The following is a 22,012-nucleotide window of genomic DNA, read 5'->3' as shown; positions in this document are numbered from 1 at the left end:
TGGAGCCGTCGTTATCGGAGGTGGCCGGCGTGTAGGGCATGAACGAGCCGGGCTTGTAGCCGTAGCCGGAGGTGGTCAGCAAGTCTTCCGACAGCAAGTCGGAGGACTCCTTCTGCACCGGCATGATGAGCTCGATGACGATGCCCTGGCCCGGGGGCAGGATGCCGCGGTCGTACTCGGTGACCTGGGTCACGTTGCCGTTCTCGTCCTCCACGTCCTTGATGGACTTCTGGCCGCTGAAGCGCCAGTTGAACATCTTGCGGTTGAAGTTGGAGCCCGCGTCCACGCCGGCGGCCTTGTCGGCCACGAGGAAGGCCGAGCCCTTGCTGTTGATGGGGCCGGGGTCGTTCATGCGCGGCGCCGAGGAGGAGTTGGAGCGCACCACGTCGCCCACTTCGAGGTAGTCGGTCATGTCGGCCACGTAGTAGGTCCAGATGGGCTGCTTCGCGTCCAGGTTGGGATGGGGCTTGTTGCCCACCTTGGTGGACACGTAGTCCCAGTCGAAGTAGCTGTAGACCGGGTTGGGCACGGTCTCGGTGGTGGTAGTGTTGTCGGGGTTGGTCACCGTCTTGGTGGTGTACAGGTCGTCGTAGGCCACGTACTGCAGCTTGTCGTCGGTCATGTCCTGGGAGGCGCCGAAGCCCTCCACATAGGGCAGGATCTGGGAGATCTGCGGGTTGGCGCAGTAGTCCTGCTCGTAGCCCTTGTAGTTCAGGGCGGCCATCTGCTCGTCGGAGAGGTTGGACAGGATGATCTTGTAGCGCATCATGCGCGAGGAGCCCTTGTCGATGGTGGAGGCGCCGGTGACCCACTTGTAGCCGGTGGTGCCGGAGCCGGAGAAGTAGCCCTGGATGATCTCGAGGGCCAGCACCGGCGACTCGGGCGTGCGGATGAAGCCGGCGCGGCTGCGCTCGGTCTCCACGCTCTTGGTGTCGTCGTAGCGCGGCACCGCCGAGACGAAGTGGTTCACGTGCACCGACGGGTCGGCCTCGGCCGAGGGGGCCTCGTTGTCGGGCGGGTTCTGGGAGGCCTGGCCCACGGTGGGCGTGTTCAGAAGCGACGTGGCGAAGTCCACCATGGGGGCGTTGTCGGTGATGCCGGAGTGCAGGGCCACGGTGGTGTCCGGGTAGTAGTTGCCCGCCGCGTCCAGGATCTGCACCTGGCCGTGGTTGTTCTTCTTGTAGCCCCAGCCGGCGTTCAGGCGCAGCGGGTCGAACTCGTCGGCCTCCTGCTTGCCGGCGGTGACGACCTCCTTGCCGTTCTGGTCGTAGAGCTTCTCGTCGGAATCGGGCACGGCGTCCACGTCGAGGCGGAAGCCGTGGGGCACGGCCACCTCGTGGGACAGGCGGTCGTCGTCGACGCGCGGGGTGATGGCGCGGCCCCTCTCGTCGGTGGTGGGCACGGCCTTCACCACCCAGCGGATCTGACGCACCTGGCAGCCCTCGTACTTGTCGAGGAAGCTGTCGTCGATGGTGACGTTCTCCTTGTCGGAGATGGCGTAGCCGCCCGGCTCGCCGATCTGGATCCAGCGCTGCTCGTCGGCGGTGTTGTAGTCGGTGGAGTCGCCGAACACCTCGTCGATCTCGTCCTCGCCGTACCAGTAGTCGCGGTCGGCATCGCTGCCGGGCAGGGCGAAGTTCTCATGGTCGGTGTAGGTGGGGCCGTTCTGCTCGTTGTAGGCGTTCACGCGCTCAGCACGGTCGGTGGACACGATGCGGGCGAACATGAACAGGCGCAGCTGGCTCTCGGTCTCAGCGGCCTCGTTGGCGGGCAGGGCGCCGGCCTCGTTGGCGGCCAAAGGCGTGCCCTTATTATCGCCGGTGTCGGTGTAGAGGGCCCCGGGGACCTCCCACACGCCCGTGGACACGCGCTCGAACACCGAGCTCAGGCGACCCACGGCGTAGGCAGTGGACTCGAAGGGCGCGTTGTTCACGGTCATGGCGTTGTCGTTGGCCGTGGCGCCGGCAGTGGCCCAGAAGGGCACCTGCCAATCCACCACGAAGCTGTTCACGGCGCCGCCGGTGTTCACGGCCTGGGTCAGGTAGAACCCGTTGGAGCCGCGCAGCTGCACGTCCTGGCCGGTGTAGACGTTCATGTCGGAGTTGTAGATGAGGCTGCGCAGCTTCTCGGTGTCGGAGCGCACCGACACGCTGGGCTTGCGCACGTGGAACCAACCGGAGGTGGCGGTCACGTACAGGTCGTCGAAGTCCTTGTCGCGGTCGTAGTTGATATTCTCGTACTGGTTGTCCTCGGCCTTCTTGCCGGCGCGGAAGAAGCGGTTCACCGACTGGCCGTGGAACGACGTGCCGATGAGGGTCTTGATCTGGTCGTCCTCAAGCTTGGGTTTGGTGGCCGCCGAGCCACCGGCGCTGCTGGGATCGATGGGGTTGCCGTTCTCGTCCTTGCCGAAGCCGGTGTTCTCGCCGCTGTTGAGGTCGTTGCCGTTCTCGTCCTTGCCGTTGAAGCCGTCATCATAGATATGATCCCAGGCGCCGTCGGCCGGGTCGTCGGACAGCCAGTTCAGCTTGGTCTCGTGGGCCGTGGCGTAGAACTGGGAGTCGTCGCCGTCCCAGGAGGCCACGGTCTCCATCTGCTTCTTGAAGCTGACCAGGTTGCCGTCCTCGTAGAGGCTGTCGTCCATGGCCGACTCCACGTCGCCCAGGTTGTCCAGGCGGGTCTTCACCTTCACGGTGATGGCGTCGCCGTAGCCCAGGTAGCCGTCGGCGTGGGCGCCGGCGTAGAAGGCGTTCAGCAAGCTGTCGAACTCGGCGAACTCGCTATCGGTGGCGTCGTCGGGGGCGGCCAGCTCGAACACGACCACCTCGCGATCGTGGGCGTGGGCCTTCGGTGTGGTCAGCGCGCCCACGCCCTGGTTCTCCTCGGACTCGCCGGCCAGGCGGTCGTGGACGAGGTTGCGGCTCGCCAGGGTGTCGGTCGGGTCGTCCAGGTCGGCCTTGCCGTAGTGGGCGTTGTCGGCGCCGCCGCGGCCGGCCGTGGGACCGGTCGTGGCGAAGGTGTCGTCACCGTAGTTGGGCTGGTAGGTCACCTTCACGGTCCAGCCCTCGGCCAAAAGCTGCTTGGGAGTCAGCCGCTCGATGCGCATGACGCCCTCGCCCAGGGCCTTGTCGGCCCAGGTCTTGGCCACGAGCTTCTCGCCCGCGGCGTTGGCCACGTACTCGCCGGCCTTGGTGTCGGCCTCGGTCTTGGGCACCAGGGTGCCGGTGCCGTCGTCGACCATGGCCGGGGTGCCGTCGGCGGCCCGCACGGTCTCGCCGGCCGCGGTGTCGGGCTTGGTCTTGGGGGCGTTGTCCTTGTCGTTGTTCTCGGCCACGGTCACCCAGCGCTCGATCTTGTGGGCGGCGGCGTCCACCACGTAGTCGCCGGCGGCCGGGTCGGCCACCTCGGCGTGGCGGTCGCGGTAGGTGCGCTCCACGTAGAAGGCGTACTCGTCGTCCTCGTAGTCGCCGATCCACTGGTAGTTGCTGTCGGTGGAGGTGGTGCCGTCCCAGCCGGCCAGCTCCTTGTCGTCGGTGAGCATGCGGTCGTCGTAGAAGGTCACCTGGCTCGGCAGGTGCAGGGCGTACACGAGCTTCGCGTGCTTCAGGTTGCCCTGGGCCTCCACGATGTCGGTGTAGTCCTCAGGCTCCAGCTTGTCCGCGGAGTTGGTGATGGTGGCCGCGAACCAGGGGTGCTCGTTGTACTGCCAGGCGTCGTTCTCGCCCGAGGGCAAGAACAGGGTGTCGTGCTCGATCCAGTTGTTGTCCATCCCGAAGGACTCCAGGAAGGCCGGATCGTACTGGATCTCGTTGTGGTGGAAGTACGGGTCGTTGTCGCCCGTGGCCACCCAGGCCAGGGTACGGCCGTCCACGCGGTAGTTGTTGAAGGTGTAGGGGATGATCTCCCACACCTCCGGGTCGTAGGTGCCCAGGTTCGGGGTGCCGTCGGCGTTGTAGTCCACGGGCGTGGACACATCGCTCGTCAGGATGTCGGTGCCCTTCTCGCGCAGCATCCACTCGCCCGCCTCGTTGGTCTTGTAGGGAATGCCCGGATCCTTCAGCGGGATGTGGAAGATCACGTTGCGCGTCTGGGTGGTGCGGATGTCGTCCACGGTCTCGTTGCGGCTGTACTCGAACTCGTCGTAGGCGTCGGGGGCCTTCGGCGGCTCCTCGTCCTTCACGCGGATGATCTCCACGGGCAGATAGATCGAGGGGCCCTCGTTGGAATCGGACGCCGGGGACTTCACCTCGATGTAGAGCTGGTTGGCCTCGGCCTCCATGTAGTCGCCGAGCTTGTCGGTGCCGGGCACCAGGTCGCGGCGGAACGACTTCTCGGTGACCACCACGCCGTCGCGCACGACGTTCCACGTGCCCTCGGTGCCCTCGGTGCCGTCGGTGCTGCTCGGATCGGGGTCGCTGAAGGTGTAGAAGGTCTCCCCCACAGCCGTGAAACGGCCCTCGTCGGCGGTGATGGTCGCCCCGTCGGGCGCCTTCACCTGGGCCACGTAGTGGGCGTAGCGCTCCTTCACGGGGTTCTTGTCCGCGTCCACGAGCGGCTTGCCGGTGCTGTCCAGCTTGTTCTTCTCCACCTCGGTGTAGAGGTAGTAGTTCTCGCCGATCTTGACCAGGCGGCCGAGGCCGGCGGTGGTGTAGACGTACTTGGTACGCGGATCCACGTTCTTCTTGAAGATGGTGGCCTTCGTGTAGTCGGTCTCGGCGGTGCCGGAGCCCGTGTGCTTGTACAGCTGCGGGGCACTCGGGCCGGTGTACTGGTCGAGGTTGGTGGAGTTCAAAGTCACGGCATCGTAGCTGACCTGGGTGATGAACTCGGGCACCTCGGGCTTCTCCGGGTCGGTCGGCTTGCCGTCGCCGTCGCCAGAGCCATCGCCAGAGCCGTCGCCAGAGCCGTCGCCAGAGCCGTCGCCAGAGCCGTCGCCAGAGCCGTCGCCCTTGTCGCCGTCGCCCTTGTCGCCGTCCTCGCCCTCGGTGGGCGGAGTGTAGTCGGGGTTGGGCACCTGGGTCTCGGTGCGCACGTAGAAGGTGAGGTCGTCCAGCGGGTGCTCCACGAGGGTGCCCGGGGAGTCCTTATCGCCTTCCAGGGTGTACACGTAGTCGTCGAAGAAGCCCACTTCCAGGGCACGCAGCTTGGCGTTCACGTAGGTGACCTGGCCGCGCACGATCTGCTTCACGAAGATGTCGGGGGCCGCGTCGCTCGCGTAGAAGGCCAGCTGGGTGGCCGAGGACAGGTCCTTCTTCTCGTAGGCGCCCTTGGCGTCGTTGTAGGTGTAGAAGGTGGCGCCCAGAGCACTCTGCTCCGGCACCGCTCCCAGGCTGTAGTCGAAATAGCTGTAGGGGTCCACCACCTCGCCGGTCGCCGAGTCCTTGTGGGCCACGCGCACGGAAACGAAGGCGTCGCCCTCGCCCACGAACAGCGGGGTGCCCGCGTCGGCCAGGCTGCCCAGGACGTACTTGTCCCGCGGCACGGCGGTGTACACTTCCTCGCGCTTGTAGACCGTGTCGGCGGACGGGTCGTAGTCGGTGGCATCGGCCACGGCCACGTAGATGAACTGGCCCGGGTTGGCTGTATCGGGGCGCTTGATGTACTTCGTGCCGTCGTAGCCGGCCTCGGCCTCGCTGTAGACGTACTCGCGGGTGTAGAAGGTCGTGCCCGCGGCGTCGTCCCATTTGCGGTCGGCGTCGGGAATGGGGTTGGTGGTCACCTTCTTGGTGCGCTTGTAGTTCTCGGTCAGCACGAGCTTGCCGCCGCCGTCGCAGTCGCCGGCGTACAGGTCGGCCACGGTCTGGTCCAGCTCGCCGGTCAGAAGCGACAGGGTGAAGGTCTTCTTGAGGGACCACACCACGTTGCCGTTCTCGTCGTAGGACTTCAGCGTCAAGGTGACGACGTTTCCGTTCTTCACGCGCTTGGCGTAGTTCTTCATGGTGCCGTCTTCGTAGCGCTCGCTCATCTCGGTGGTGATGACGCCGTTGTTGTCGGTCTCGGTCACCTTGATGCGCTCGTGGCCCTCGGTGTCGCGCAGCACGCGGTCGGTGAACTTGATGCCATTCTCCCACCAGGTGCGCGGCGCGGTGATGATGGAGCCGTCCACGGAGATGATGGAATCCTCATCGGCGCCCATGCCCGTGGCCGAGGTGCCCGGGATGCCGTCGTTGGCATAGTCCGCGCCGGTATCGCTCGGACGGTCGCTCGGGTTGGCCTCCACCTCGTAGTCAGCGTTCAAGGTGGGCACCTTGGTGCGCAGCTTCACGGTGGAGTACACGCCGGCATCCCCGTGCTCGCGGGCCTCGCCGGCCAGGCGGTTCACGAACTTCTCGCGATGGGTGGCCGCAGTGTCGGGCACCAGGGCGCCGTCGCCGTTCACGTCGCGATGGCCGTTCAGGGCCAGGGTGGTGGCCGCCGACAGGCCGTAGGCGTTGGCGGCGAACTCGTAGTCGCCCACCGTAAGGCCCTTGCCCTGGGTCAGCGGCGTGGCCAGCGGCTCGCCGGCGGGGTCCTTGGTCACGGTGTCGGTGCCCACGAGCGGCAGGCCCGCGGCGGGCAGGCCGCCCAGGGCGTTGGCGGAGCGGATGGTGCCGTAGCGCTCGGTGTAGGTGCCGTTGTAGCCGGCCAGGTAGTTGTAGGGCACCTTCTCGCCCAGGGAGGCGCCGGTCTTCGGGTCGCCCGTCTTGATGTACTTGGCGGGGATGAAGCCCTCAGTGCGCGGCACAGCCGCATACTCGCTGCCCGAGGCGTTCTGGGCCTCGTACTCGTAGTAGGTGCTCTCGGTGGCATCGAGGCGCTTGTCTGCCAGATAGTAGCCGGTGGCCTTGGAGATGTTGTTGTAGGTGGTGGAGTTCACCGTGGTCCAGTTGGAATGCTCGGCGCGGTACTTCAGCCACGTGAGCTTCTTCTGGTGGCCCTTCAGGGGATGGCCGTCGCCGAACAGGCCGAGCTGGGCCTCGGCACCCGGGGTGAAGGGGTTGGCGTCGCTGGCGGCCACCAGGGTGATGTTGCCCGTGGTCATGCCCGTGGACTGGGTGACGCGGTCGGCCGCGGCGGCGTTGGCCACCTTGATGTCCTCATCGACGAGGTGCTTGGCGCCGTCCACCTTGGAGGTGACGAAGGCGCGGATGTTCTCGTAGCTCTTGGTCATGGAGGCCGGGTCCAGGCCCATCTTCGGTTCGTCGTAGGTGAGCACGTTGAACTTGAAGGTGTCCAGGCCACCCGAGACGATCTGGGTCACCAGGTCGCGGGCGTCGTTGTAGCCCGTGGCCTTGGGCTCGAAGCGCAGGACGTAGCGCCATTCCACCGAGCCCGTGTCGGTGGTCACCGGCTCGAAGGCGTAGGTGGCATCCCAGTTGGCTTCCTTCCAGGCCGCCGCCATGTTGTCGTTCACGCTGGCCAGGGTCTGATACCCCGTGGCGTCGCCGGCCGGGGCGGGGGTAGCCGTCAGGTTGTCGTAGTTATCGGCATCGGCGCCCACCACGACGGACACGTCCCAGTCCTCAGTGGCCAGGGTCCAGTTCGCCATGCCCTTGTTCTCGCCCTTGATGGAATAGGGCTGGCCGGTGGTCTTGGAGTACGGAGCCACGCCGTAGGGCAGCACCACAGTCAGCACGGGCAGCGTGAGCGAGCCCTTGGAGCCGCCGTCCACGGCGTAGTTGTTGTGGTACTTGGAGTTGTAGGTGGTGCCGTTGTGCACGTTGGCCGTGTTGTTGTACTGCCACTGGTAGGGCTGGTCGTTCAGCCAGTAACGGTTCTCGATGTGCACGTTGATCTGGCGGCGGTCCGCCTCGGTGTCCACATAGTAGGTCTCGTTCACCGCTTCCACGGCGTTGGAGGTCTTGCCGGCCTCAGGGCTATACTCGCTCACGGTGCTCCACACGCGCACGAGCGGCTTGCGCATGACCGCATGGGTGCCAGTCTGGGCGTAGAGGGTCTGCGGCTCGCCAGCAGCGTTCTTCTTCAGGGCGTCGTTGTAGTTCACCTGGGCGGCGTTGGTCACCACGAGGCCCATGGCGGCCAGGGCCCGCTGGCCGTCGTTGGCGGCCAGGGCCTCGTCAGCCAGCACCGAGTTGGTCATGGTGGTGAACCCGTTCACGGCCGGGAAGTTCGGAGAGCCGTAGAACTCGCCGTAGAGCGGCGCGTGCACGCCGAGGCGGCCCTTGGCGATGAGGGTCCAGGAGTAGTCCATGCCGTAGGGCTGCACGTTCTGGCGGCGGCTGCGCAGGGCGGCGTTGCCCTCGTACACATCTACGTCGTAGATCTGGTAGTAGGCGCTCGCGTTGAAGGGACGGGTGCCCTCGGTGCCGGCGGTGGCCTCGGCGGTCTTCTTGTAGAAGGTCACGGTGCCGTCGGTGGGATCGGCGGCCGTGGCGGTGCGGTAGGTGCCGTCGGCCTCGCGCACGTACAGGGTGCCGGTCTCGGCGGTCGGGTCGGCCACGGCCTCGTAGACGGCCGCGGTGCCGGGGGTGCCGGGGGTGGCGGCGTCGGTCGGGTCGCTCGTCTGGGGCTCGTCGGTGTGCTCCGCATCGTCCCACGGGGCGGTGAGCAGGCGGTCGTACCAGGCCTCGTCCTCGTTGTTGCCGAAGACGTGGCTGGCCAGGTTCACGCGCAGCTTGTAGCCGCCCTCGGTGTAGCAGTCGGCCATGGACGCCGGGTCGGGGTCGGTGGCGTTGGCCACGCCGGCCACCGCCGCGCCGCCGTCGATGGCGCGGCCGAACCACTTGCCGAGGTCCTGCTTCACGGTGATCTTCAGCACCCAGGGCTGGGAGCTCTGGGTGTAGGCGGAGCCGGTCATCTTGGCGGTGTCCACCACGGGCGCCTCGCCGGCGCCGGGCACCGAGTCGGCGCCGGTGGCGGCGCTCACGCTGGAGTAGGTGGCCTGCTCCACAGCCCGGGACAGGTCGGTGGCGGCCGTGGTCACGTTGCCCTCGCGGTAGAAGGCCGGATCCTGGATGGCCGCCGGAGCGTCGTAGCCCGCATAGGCGCTATAGGGCGTCTGGAGCACCTCCACCTCGATGCGGTCCTCATCGATGGCCTCGTAGGTCTCGTCCACATAGGGGGCGCCGTCGTTGGCGGCCGCGCCGGTGGCACCGCGGCCGTTGGAGACGCTGCCGACCTTCTTCAGCAACTCGGCGCCCACCTCGATGGCTCCGTCCTCGCCGATCACCGGCTCCACGCCGCGGGGCATGATGTAGGTGAACTCCACGCCGTCCAGGTTGCGGTCGCCGTAGTTGTAGGCCGTGAGCTGGCTCGTGAAGGTCTGGCCGAATTCCAGGGCATCCTCGTACTGGCCGAACTCCACCTCCGGGTCCACAGTCAGCTGACAGTGAGTCAGATTGTTCTGGCCGTTGTCGTAGATGTCCTTGTTCGGGTCAGTGTAGTTCACGTCGGCGGCCGTGGGGAAATCGGTGTTGATGGCGGCCGAGCCCGAGGCACCGGTGGTCACGCGGGTCACGCCGTTGTAGCGGCGGCCCGTCGGCAAATCTTGGGCCACGTTGCCGCTGTAGCGGCGGGCGGCCTGGTAGTCGTCGGCCGCATTGGCATCGCCCACGCGGCTGTCGAAGTCGCTCACCATCTCGGAGATGGTGGTCAGCCACGCCTTCTGCATGTGCAGGCGGGTCTGGGACCACACCAGCGGGGTGGCCGACACCTGGCTGGCCAGGGCGCGGTCCACGTCCACCGTGCTCTGCTTCTTGGCGGTCAGTTTCTTCTCGCCGAAGGTGTTCAGGGCGTCGGCGATGCGGCTGGCGGTGACGAAGGCGAAGTAGTCGCGGGCCACAAGACCGGTGGTGGTGTCGCCCTTAATGTCCCAGGCGTCGCGGGTCACGAAGGAGAACTGGTTCGGCAGGCTGTCCTTGGCATCGGCCACGGTGTTGTCGCCGGTGGTGGGGGTGCCCGTCAGCAGGTAGCTCACCTTCTGGTTGTTGGCCTTGCCGCCGCGCAGGGTCATCACGTCGGCATCCATGAACTGGTCGTTGGAGCCGGAAGAGCCGTAGTCGTTGGCGTTCACGTTGGGGGCCGTGACCACGTTCTCGCCGATGTAGCCGCCGCTCGGGCGCTTCACGTTGGAATCGGTGCCGGGAATGAAGGTGTAGGCGTGGTTGAACATCTCGTAGGTGTCCACGTGCTTGGGCTTGTCGGCCGTGAAGGCGGCCTCGTGGAGCAGGGAGTCCATGTCCATGAGCACGTTCTGGGTCTCCACGCGGTTCACGCCGGTGACGGCGTTGGACAGGCCGAAGGTGGCCGAGCCCACGCCGGGGTTGGTGAAGAAGCTGCCGGCGGCGCAGCCCACGTGCCCGCAGTGCAGGTGGTAGCCGGAGAAGTAGTACTCACCCAAGCGGGGCAGGAAGGCCGGCTTCTTGCCCGTGGTGTTGCTCGTGCCGTCGGCGTTGGTGGCCGTGGTGGTGGAGGCGTCCAGGTCCTTGTACACCTGAGGCAGGTTCTCCTCGGCGGCGCGCACCGGGAAGGCGATGGCCACGGTGTCGCCCACCTCCACCACGGCGGAGGTGTAGTCGGGGCGGTCCACCGGGCGCAGGGCCACCATGTCATCGGAGGCCACGGTGCCGTTCTCGGGCACGGAGCCGTCGGTCAGTTGAGAGCCCGTATTCAGTTCGTTCTCGTCCAGGAAACGGCTGTCGGCCGGGTCAGTGATGTAGGTGCGGCCCGTGGCATCCTTATACTCGGGGTCTACCACCCATTCGATCTTGAACAGGCCGAACGTAGTCGGGTTGGACACGTTCTTGTCCCGGGGGTCCAGATCGTTGTAGGTCTTGCCCCAGGTGTACTTGTTGGAGCCGCCGTCCAGACAGGGGTTGTTCAGGCCGCCGTTGGTGCACAGGCCCTTCTCCTGGGAGGCGTAGTTCATGGAGCCGCCGTAGTCGGCAGCCTCGGTCTCGGTGCCCACCAGGGTGGCCTTCAGCTTCAGGCCGCGGGTGCGCTCGGCGGTCACGTCGTTGCCGAAGCGATCGTACCAGGCGATGCCCAAAGCCGAGCCGTCGTCGGCCTTGGCGTTCAGCACGGACTCGAGGTACTCCTCGGTGATGCGGGCGCCCAGGTTGCCCGATACGGAGGCCGCGTCGTCGTAGGCGTACTGGGAGGCCTGGCGCAGGTAGTCCAGGGGAATGCGCTCGTAGAACACCGGGTTGTAGATCTCGCCCTCGCCGGCGCCCTCCTCATGGGTCTTCAGCACTTGGAGCTTGGTCTTCTCCTCGGCAGACCCCTCCCCCACGGACTGGTCGATGGCGTCGGCCACGTTGATGTTGCGGATGTAGGCGCGGTCGTCGCCGCTGTGGACGGAGCCGTCCTTGCGGTAGTAGAAGTACACCTCGTAGTTGCCCGCCGACACGTTGTAGCTCGGCCAGGTCTGCCAGCCGGTGTTGCCGCCGTAGTTGCCGCCGTTCATGGAGCTGACCAGGGCGCCGTTGCGGTACACGCGCCAGTACAGGTAGTCGTAGCTCGCGCTCTCGGAGCTCACGCGGTACTGCCACGACACCTTGGTGTCGGAATAGGCAGTGAAGGAGAACGACATGGAGGACGTCGAGCTATTCACGTGGTAGTTGGAGTTGCTGTAGTACTCCGTGCCGTTGAAGGCCCAGCCGCCCATGCTCATCACCGGCTTGGTGGCCACGGCCGCCAGCTTGGCGTTCACGAGGGTATCGCGGTACCAGAAGGTCTCGCCGGCCACGTAGCCGCTCTTCTGATCGGCGTTCTCATCGTAGGCCGCAGTGGCCTCCTCCTGGGTCTGGAAGACCTGGTTCTGGAACTGCACGTTGGGGCTCTTGCGGTACACGCGGATGGGCTCGTCGATGGCGTCCCACTGGTTCTGGTGGGTGCGCCACTCGCCGTGTTCCACGTGGGTGGAGGCCGCATCACCGAAGGTGGCGCCCTGGATAACGTCGTCGGTGTACAGCGGGTTCTGGAAGTCCAGGGTGGTGGTCTCGTTGTGGAGGTGGCTGTAGGCCACGTCCACGGCCACGGTGCCCTCGTAGTAGTTGGCGATGTCGGTCCACAGGTTCAGCGGGCTGCGGGTGTCGTTGAAGCGGGCCACGCCCTCAAGCTCCACGTCGTTCAGGGCGAAGGGCGCCAGACCGTCGGCCGTGAAAGTGCCGTCAGCGTTCTTCACCGATGCCGTGGCCGGCACGTCGAAGTAGGTCCAGCGCATGGCCTGGGCCTCGCGGAACAGGTTGATGTTGTACACGCCGCGCCTGTCGTAGGTGGCGCCCGCATCATCAGTCAGGCCCGAGAAGCGGTTCACGGTGCCGTCCACATAGTGGGTCTGGCCGGCAAAGGTGCGGCCGGCAAACTCGCCGGTGGCGGCGGTAAATCCGCCCATGTAGTTGCGCAGGGCCTCGCGGTCCTGGTCCTCGGCCAGCCACGCGCCCACGATGGTCTCGGTGGCCGGGGCGGTCTCGTTGCCGTTCCCGTCAACCTGGGCCGGGGTCTTCTTCGTGACGATCTCCACGGCCTCCTCGCCGCCCAGGGCCGGGTCGGCCTTGATGGCCAGCGCCTTGTCGATCTCCTCCTGGGTGGTCAGGGCCACGTAGTACTCCACCATGATATTCTTGCGGCCGTCGGGGCGCACGGCGGAGCCCGCGGCCACGGTGCGGTTGGCCTCGGTGGTGGCGAAGGACTGGGTGGGGTTGATGGCCTCGCCCATGACGTTGGCCGCCGCATCCATCATGGCCTCGTTGTCGGGCATGGTCTCCGGGTAGGCCAGGTTGTGACCCGTGAACTCGAAGATCTGGCGGCCCGTGGGCTGCTGGTTCTCGGCGTTGAAGCCCTCGGTGAAGCGCACCGTGGTGCGGATGTCGCTCGTATGGAAGGTGGGGTTCTTCAGGTTGGACACGGTCAGCTTCAGCGGGTTGCCGTCCTGGTTCGCCTCGGTGCGGCGCGTCGTGGACTTCTCCGTGTAGGCGGCCGTGATCTGCACGTCGTTCTGATGGTTGTCCGCAATGCGGGCCATGCGCTTGCTGGATGTGGCACCGGTGGCGCCGGCGGCGCTGTAGGCGGTGTTGGCCGTGGTGGTCACCTGGCCGTACTTATCGCGGTTCGCGCCCGTGGCGGTCAGCAGGTCGGCGGCCAGAGCATTGCCCTGGGTGTCGGTGCCGCCCAGGGCGAGGCTGGCCACCTGGGCATGGGTGCCGGAACCGGCCCCGTCGGTGTTGCCGTTCTTGTAGAAGCGCACCTGCGACTCCACTGCCGAGCCGTACTGGTCGCGGCCCGTGAGGTTGGCAGTCACGTCGGTGGGATGGCGGTGGTCGATGGGGTCGAGGGCCTCGTCGTCCACGGACTTGTACACGTCCTCGCCCACGGCATCGGACTGCTCCACGCGGTACTGGCTGAAGCCGTGGCGCGGGGCGGCGGTCACGGTGTAGGCGGCGGTCACGGCACTGGCGGCGTAGGCCGGGCTCTCGGCGTCGTAGGGCTCCCGCCCGTCGCCGTTGCTGCTGTTGAAAGCCTTGTTCTCCGAGACGTTGTAGGCGTCGCGAGCCGCGGCGTCGCCCTGAAGCTCGTCGGTCATCTGGGTGATGACGCGGATGTAGACGCCCTCGCCGGGCATCATCTGCTGGGTGGGCGAGCCCACGGAGAACACGAGGGCGCGGTTCATGTCGTAGTGCTCCCCCACCGTGTCGGGCTGGGTGGCCCGGGCCACAGCGTCGGCAGCCACCACCGGAGCCGCGGGAGCAACGGAAGTCGGGGCCGGGGTCTCGCCGCCGTCGGGGTTCTCGGTCTCGCCAGCGTCCGGGTTCTCCGGGTCGGTGCCGTCGGGGTTCTCCGGGTCCACGGGCTCGGGATCGGGCTCGGGCTCCGGGTCGGGCAGCACGATGTCGTCGTGGGCCAGCAGGGTCAGATCCGTGGAGGCCGGGGCGAAGGCCATGGTCACCACGTCGGCGCCGGCGGCGTTGGGCTCGCCCAGCAGCTTCGCGGTCACGCGGGCCGCGTTCGCGTCGGCATCGTAGTAGGCCGCATCGGTGGTCAGCGGCGGGTTGGCGGTGTTGATGGCGGGGGCATCCGGGCCGAACTCGCCCGTGACGCCAAGCTTGTCGTTGGCGCCCACGAAGTTGAGCTGGGTTTTCCCGGAGGCGGCGCCGGTGGCGCCGGGCACTTCATCGGTCACCACCTCCCAACCGACGATGCGCTGTCCGCGGTTCACTTCAAAGCGGGCATCCACGTGCTGCAGGGGCAGCATCGACTTCAGGTTCGCGCCCACGAACAGGGTGTACTCCACATAGTCGCCGGCGTACAGGGCGCCGTCGGGGATGTCGTTGGCCGTGGTGGTGGGCTCGTAGCTGAAGATGCTCGTGGAGGAGCGCTCGTCAGCATCGTAGGCGAACACGGTGTCCTTCTGGCGCAGGGTGGCGTCGTCGCGACCGTAGCCCACGGTGGGCTCAATCTTGCGCCCGCGCACATAGGAGGTGTCCATGGTGCCCAGCTTGTGGGCCACGCGGTAGGAGGCGGTGTCGTCCACGAAGGCGGTGAGGCCCTCGGTGTTGGGATCCTTCGCCTTCAGCTCCACGGTCAGCTTGTGGCGCGAGTCGGTGCCCGCGAAGGCGCTCGACTGCTTGCCGAACGACGGCGTGGAGTTGTAGTCCCACTGCCCCGCGTTCAGCTTGTCGCCGTCGCGGTCGGCTCCCAGGACGTTGTCCTTGGTGAGGGCCTGGTTCGTAGCGGCCTTGGCCGTGCGGAACAGCTCCACCGGGCGATCGGCGTAGACGCCCTCGTACTTGAAGGCATAGTTCACCATGAGGTTGCTGGCCTTGTAGGTGGCCTGGGTGGTGCCCACGTTGTACTGGCTCTTGCGGGTGAGCCACTGGCCGGCGTCCAGCATGGTGCTGTCGAAACGGCGGTTGGCGTTGGCGGCCTCGAAGGTGATCTGGAGGGAGGTGAACAGCGGCTTGGCGTAGGTCTGGTCCACCTCGGCGCTGTCGTAGGGATCCACCGCGGCCCCGGTGTTGGCGAAGCCCTTGATGGTATCCGTCGCCTCTGTAGCCTTATAAACATTATATGTTATAGCGTCATCGCGGAAGAAGCTCTCGAAGTCGATGACGTAGTCGCCGTCGGCGTCGAAGGTCGGCAGGCCATCGGCGTCGTAGACTACCTGCGCCGTGGCGTCGTCGATCTTCCAGGGACCGCTCACGCGACCGGCTTCCTTCAGCTCGCCCCACGTGACGGACTTCGTCTGCTCCACGCCGTCGCCGTCCACGTAGGTGAAGGTGAAGTCGGTGGCGTTGAACCAGCCGCCGTCGCACTCCAGGCAGGCGCAGGCAGCACCGTCCTGGCCGCCGCAGGCCACGGCCTCGATGAAGGCCGCGTCGTCCTTGGTGTAGGTGTCGCCGACGATGGTCAGGTAGATCTGCTTGCCGTCGTGGGCGCCGCCGTCGGCCACCTGCTTGCCGCCCTCGAGTCTGCGGGGTCCGTCATAGGACACATAGTCGTCGCCCACCTTCACATAGGGAGCGTACTGGTAGCTGATGCAGGTGCCCTGGGCGTGGTCGTTGCACTTGTGATCGCCGTCGTTCACCAGGTAGGCGGGCACGTACACGTTCTGGAGGCGGAACACCTTGTCGCCGGCCGCGGCGATGTTCTCGTCGAAGGTGCTCTTCAGCTTCACGCGGGACATATGGGCCGCGCGGGTGTGGTCCTCGGTGGGCTTGCCGGCCGCTGGATCGTCGAACTGGTTCTGGAAGCGCACCTCGTAGGTGGCCTTCGTGGGCGTCAGGTTGTCGGTATCGGCGTTGGCCACCTCCTGGCCGCCCACCAGATCGTACACCCGCTCGTCGCCGTAGTCGTAGACGCGCTTGGTGTCGGTCTTCCAGGTGATGGTGTTGGTGGTGTAGCCGCTGGACGTGGAGGACGTGTAATCGTTGGCGCCGTTTCTCAGCCACGCGCCCTGGGGCACCACCGAGGCGTTGGCGGCGTTGTAGCCGTAGCTGTCGGTGCGGGTGATCACCTGGGTGCGGTAGTTCTCGTTGAGCACGCCATGGTTGGTGGTATCTCCGCTATGATCGCCGTGGTTGTAGTTCTCGGTGTTGTCCGTCAGGGCGCCGTTGTTCTCGGTCTGGATGCCGGTGTTGTAGCCGTAGCGCACCTTGTAGCCCACCATCCAGGCAGTGTCGTAGGCCGAGTTGTGCGGCACCCAGGTGTAGGCCCAGCCGGTGTAGTTGTACTGGCGCTCGAAGGCGTTCACGATGCGCCACTGGTTGTTGGAGTACAGGGCCTTCTCCACGCTCGTCAGATAGGTGGCAGGGGCGGAGAAGCGGCTGTAGTCCACATGGGCCGTAGAGATGGCGTTGTCGATGTAGCTCTGGAAACGGGTCTCCTGGGCCGTGGTGCCGTCGGCGTACAGCTTGTTCGCCTGCCCTTTGAAGATGTAGGGGCGCCCGAGCACCTGGTAGTCGGACACGGCCTGGCCCGAACCCCGATCGCCGTCGTAGGCGCGGGCGGTCTCGGCCGTGGCGTCGGCATCGCCGCCGTAGGGGCCCAGATCGATGGTGTAGCTCGTCACGAACTCGCCGTCGGGCAGGTTGATGGTCAAAGGCTGGTGGTCGCTCTCGTCGGCCACCTTGGTCAGGCGGTTGACCACCGGCTTGCCGTCGATGCCCACCACCGGGTTGCCGTCAGCGTCCTTGCCCTTCTTCACGTACTCGTACCTCGGCGCGCTCGTCCAGTTCGCGGCGTCCATGAACTCGGGGGTGTAGTCGTAGGGACGCTTGAAGTAGATGATGGCGTCGCCGTCCTTGTTCAGGCCCTTGGAGAACAGGTAGGTCAGGCCCGGGGAGCCGGTGTCGTCGGCCGGGTCGGTCTTCTCGTGGTTCGACGGGCGCAACGACTCGTCCACCATGGTCTCCTTGCCGGAGGCGTCCACGAGGAACATGCCGTGCTCGCGGATGCGGATGGTGCGGTTCACCGTATGGGTGACCTTCTTGCCGTCGGAGGTGGTGAACTCGTAGGTGGAGGAGCCGGCCTTCTTCTTCCAGCCGTTGTCGGTGGCGGCGTCGGCCTCGGTCCAGGTGCTGTCCTTCTCCCAGGCAGTGGTGCGCAGGGTGATGAACACCTTGTCCATGTTGGCCGCGCGCTCCCAGCGGGCGTAGTTGGTCAGCGGGTTTAGGTGGGCCCACACGTTCGCGCCGTCCATGGCGCTGATGGAGCTCTCGGGGTTGCCCGTGTTCGCCCCGCTCGTGCGGAAGAACTTCAGGCCCGTGCCCAAATAGCCGTAGTACTCGGTGTCCTGATCGGGATAGATGGTGGGCAGCGAGTCGTTGATGCGGATGTTGTCGGCCGCCGAGATGTTGGTGCCCCAGGGCTTGTAGTCGTGGTCGGTGTAGCTGTTGTTGTTGCTGCCGGGCTCCCAGCGGTACAGGGACATGAAGTAGCCCTCGTCATCGGCGAAGATACGCTGATCGTCGTGGTTGTCCGACACGTTGGTGTTGCCGGCCCAGCCGATGGAGCCCCGATCGCGCACCACGGACTTCTGCACGTAGTTGCGGCTCTCGTAGGTGATGACCGAGGAGGAGGTGCGCAGGTGGCGCATCTTGCCCTCGTCGAACTGGTAGTAGTGGTAGTGGTGGTGATAGGTGTTGTGGTAGGAGCACCAGCCCGACTTGCAGCAGGCGCCCACCCGGTGGAAGTTCTTGTAGCCCCAGGTGCCGCGGTTGTACTCGTCGTAGAAGATGTTCAGGCACTCGGCGGCCCCGCCGGTATCGTAGTCGCCGTAGATGGTGCGCGCCTGCTTGTTGGCCTTGTCCTGGGCGTTGGCGCCGTCGGCGCGCTGGTCGGGCGAGTCGTAGCGGGTGGCGGCGGCATGAACGTACTTGTCGCCGGAGTACTGGCCGCCGATGGTCATGTTCACCGTGGTAGTGGAGGTCACGGTGTTGTTGGCCGTGGGCTCGGTGGCCTGGTCAGTCTTGATGAAGCGGCCGGTCACCTCGAAGGACATGGCCTTGGTCCACTCGGCGGATGAGGCCGAGAGGCTCTCGGAGAACCACTGGCCCCAGTCGGGCATCTTCGGGTAGCCGTTGGCGTCCAGGGTGCCCTGGTTGATGGTCACGTCGTAGGTGATCTTCTTCACCTTGAAGCGCGGCACCTGCTGGGTGTAGTCGTTGAAGGTGTCGCGGTAGGCGTAGGTGGGATCGGTGCCGAAGTCGGCCTCGTGGCGGTCGTAGGCCGCGCTCGGGTTGGCCGCCAGGTCCACGGGCTTGCCGCTCTTGTCCACCACCTTCATGAGGTTCAGGCGGAAGAAGTAGTTGCCCTGGTTGTCCAGCTGCACCGAGGTGGGGGTGGCCGCACCCCCGGCCGTGGCCAGGGAGCTGTAGTACTGCTGGCGGATGGTGTTGCCGTCCACCACCAGCTTCTTGCCGTCGCTGTACTCCACGGTCACCTTATCCAGGTAGGACAGGGCCTGCTGCTTGATCTTGATGTAGTAGGCGTCGAAGCCGTCGCCGGTGATCTCCTGGACCATCTCCAGGTGGGCGCCGGTGTTGTAGGTGTAGGAGCCCACGGAGTTGTAGCGGGGGCTGCCGTTGGCCCAGTTGTAGCAGTAATCGTAGTTGTGGTAGTAGGTGGAGTGGTTGTGCACCTGGTCCACGATGGAGCCGGCCTTGTCGCGCAGGGAGCCGTCCACGAAGCCGGAGCCGTAGATCCAGCGGGTGTTCTTGTCGTAGTAGGCCCAGTTGGAATAGCAGCCCGGGCAGCGGGTGTTGTAGAAGTTGGAGTTGCCCTGCTCCATGAAGAAGGTGCCCTCGGGGGCCACGGCGGAGATGCCGCCGCGGGCGTTGTTGTCATAGGGCGAGCCGTTGGTGGAGGTGCGGTTCGCCGGCTTGTAGGTGATGTTGCCGAGGTTCTCGTTGGGCGTGGTATCCACCTGGCGGAAGTCCACGAGGAAGGAGCCCTGGGACTTGTAGCCGATGGCCAAGTTGCCCGAGGTCTCGTCGAGGGAGCTGCCCCAGCAGGCAGAATGGCCCGCCTGGCCGTGGGCGTCATTGGAGCCGGCGGAGTAATTCGTGAAGCGGGTGGCCTGGGCATCGCCGGTCAGGTAGTCGGCCCCCAGTTTCTGGGGCATGAGGTACCAGGACGGGTAGGTGCCGTCAGCCAGCTTCTCGTCATAGCCGCTGCTGGCGGGGTCCTTCGCGCTCCAACTGGGGGTGACGGTCAGCTTGCCCGGCTGCGCGCCGCTCGCGCTGCCGGAGGCATCGGGACCGGAGGACACCACGAGGCGGGCGCGGCGGATGTCGGTGGGCGTGTCGTCGCCGGTGAGCACGTCCTCGCTGCCGTCCTCGTTCACGCGCACCAGACCGACGCAGATGACGGCCCCCTCGTCGATGGAGGCGCTCGCCTGCTTGTCGGTCACCTCGTCCACGGTGTAGCCGCCGGCCACGAGCAGGGCCGTGGCCTCTTCCACGGTCTTGCCCACGCACTCGGCGAACAGCTGGGCGCGCAGATACTCCTCGGTGGGGCCGTCGGAGACGTACACCTTCACGGCGCCGCGGTTCTCGCGGTCCTCGGAGTAGTCGCCGATGCGCTCCACCTTGAACACGAGGCCGGCGGCCACGACGTTGTTCTTCTCATGGACGACGTCGTTGGCCTCGTCCACGGTGTAGTGGTTGTCGGTGAGCAGCTGGATGGCCTCGGCCAGGGTCTTGCCGGTGTAGGCGCTCGCCAGCTCCTCCTTCTCCAGGTCGCCGGGATGCTTGCCCTCGGAGATGGTCAGCTGCACGGTGCCGAGGTAGTCCTTGGCCGGCTGCGGCTTCACGGCCCACAGCAAGTCCTCGTCCGTGGGCACCTCCACGCGCTCCTCGCCGTCGGCGTACACGTAATTCGGGTCGAAGCGCGGGTCGGCGTACACGCCGGCCACGGCCGGCTGGGTCCAGGGTCCGCGGGTCAAGGCCAGGTCGATGAGCTGGCCGGCGGGCACTGCGTCGCTGTACTCCTTCACCGTGTCGGTCTCGACGAAGTAGCCCAAATTCAGCAGCTTCGCCCGGGCCTCACTCTCGGTGAGGTAGGTGGTGGTGACGTTGCCCGCCTCATCGGTGGAGGTGGTGGGGCGCAGGTCCTTGAAGGCATCGGGACCCTTGGAGATGACCACGGCCACCTGGCCGAGGGTGTCCACCTTGGTGGGATCGTCGGTGTTGTACACCGGCTCGGAGAGCTTCCGGGCCGAGATGATGAGCCCGGCGGCCACGGTATCGCTGTACTCGTAGGTCACCTGGGCATCGGGAATCTCGAAGTTCAGGGGCGCCAGGGCCGCCTTCGCGTCGGCCAGGGTCTTGCCCACCTGGTCGGCGGCCTCGTCCACCTCCTCGGCCGGGCCGGCGGACACGTACACGGTCACGACGGCCTTGGCGGTGTTGGTGGCCTCGCTCTTCAGCTCGGCGCGGATGACGTTGCCCTCGGCGATGCCGGGGCTCAGCCAATAGAGCTGCTCGCCGGCGGCGATGGCGCCGGGCTTGTCGGTCACGCGCTCGTAGGAGGTGGTGCCGTCCTCGGCGGTCACGAGACGGTACAGGTCGATGGCGTTGATATCCTCGGACCCATCGAGGGGGTGATAGGTGTCGTTACTGTTCTCGAAGCGCAGCTCGATGGTGTAGTCCGAATCGCGCAGCAGCCACTTGGCGGTCTTCTTCTCCGCCTCGGGGGCCTTGTCGAAGTCGTCGCCGGAATGCCAGTAGGTGAGCACCTTCTTGGAGGCGTCGTCGCGGTCGACGTTCTCCTCCACGACCACTTTGCCGTAGGTGCCGTCGTCGTTGCGCACGAACAGCTGCTCGCCGGGGGTGTCCCCCGCCCCGTTCTGGGTGGCCAGCTCGGAGCCGCCGGGCACGACGAAGTACCCATCGTGCACGAGGGCCCCGTCGTAGGTGAAGAAGGCCACGCCCTCGGCGGGAATGGGGGTCGCGTCGGCGGACATGGCATCGGTGCGGTAGCCGAGGGTGTCCGCGGCACCGTCGGCGCCGGGCACCGTCACCACGGTCACCTTCTGATAGGCGCCCTTCTCGTCGCGCACATAGGCCTGGGTGGCGCCGCCCACGAGGGCGGCCGGGTCGTCTACGGCCACATAGCCGTCGTGGACTGCCTTGGCATCGTAGCGGTAGAAGGCCACGCCGTCGGCGCTCGGGTCGGGATCGATCTCGAAGAGCGTGTCCACGATCTTCTCGAAGAGGCTCTTGTTCTCGTTCTCGTCGTTCTTGTCCTCCACAGCCTCGCCGGAATCCACGTCAGCATAGGCCGAGCGGCTCACGGCATCGAAGTACATCTTGGACACGAAGATGAGGGAGCGGTCGATGCGGGTGAGGGTGTAGTTGTCCGCCGTGCCGTTGAGCACCTTATCGCCGTTGAAGCCGTAGTTGGCCTTGTTGCCGTCGGCGGTGAGGGCGCCGCTCGCGGTGCCGAAGCCCGGCAGGTCCAGGGGCGCCTCGCGGAAAGAGTCTAAATGATTATATGTTGCAATGTTTATAGTGCGCTGGGTCTCGAAGTTGCTGTCGGTGTAACCCTGGATGAATACGTTCTGGTCGTCGACAGTCTTGCCGGCCATGTCCTCGGCCATATCCTTCCAGGAGTACAGCTGGAACATGGTGGGCACCTCGATGCCCATGTCGAAGACCTGCTGCTCGGTGAGCAGGAAGCTGCCGTTGGCCTGGAGCGGGATGCGCACGCGGCCGTCCACCACGTCGAAGCCGTGGGCCCGCAGGGTGGCCTCGCTCACGGCCGCGGAATTGTAGGACAGAGCGCCGCGGGCCTGGAGCGAACGGTTGGCGGTGCTGGTGCCCGTGGCGTACTCCAACTCGAAGCCGGCCAGGCGCTTCTTGCCGGCCACCTCGGTGTAGTAGGGCCACAGCACCACCTTGGTGGTGCTCGTCTGGGCCACCTTGCGACTGATCTGATAGGGCGAGTAGCCGAAGATGCGGATCTTGCCCACCTTGTCATCGGGGAAGCACTTCAGGTAGCCGCGGGAGATGGTGTAGCCGATGGGATGGAAGCCCGTGTAGGCGCTCGTCTTACCGTTGTTGCCCACCACGGAGGC

Annotated in this window: 1 protein-coding gene (running past both ends of the window); it reads right to left on the bottom strand. The window is 66.2% G+C overall.

Every position in this 22,012-nt window falls within one protein-coding gene, locus AAK988_RS06565, for an SdrD B-like domain-containing protein (RefSeq protein WP_369880526.1), read on the bottom strand. The gene is 73,992 nt long; 32,276 of those nucleotides lie to the left of the window and 19,704 to its right, leaving coding positions 19,705–41,716 in view, spanning codon 6,569 (complete) through codon 13,906 (partial); reading right to left, the first codon wholly in view occupies window positions 22,010–22,012. The start codon and the stop codon both lie outside this window.

Origin of the sequence: Adlercreutzia muris (assembly GCF_041223505.1) — a bacterium.
Taxonomy (GTDB): Bacteria; Actinomycetota; Coriobacteriia; order Coriobacteriales; family Eggerthellaceae; genus Adlercreutzia; species Adlercreutzia muris.
This window is presented reverse-complemented; position numbering and strand designations above follow the sequence as displayed.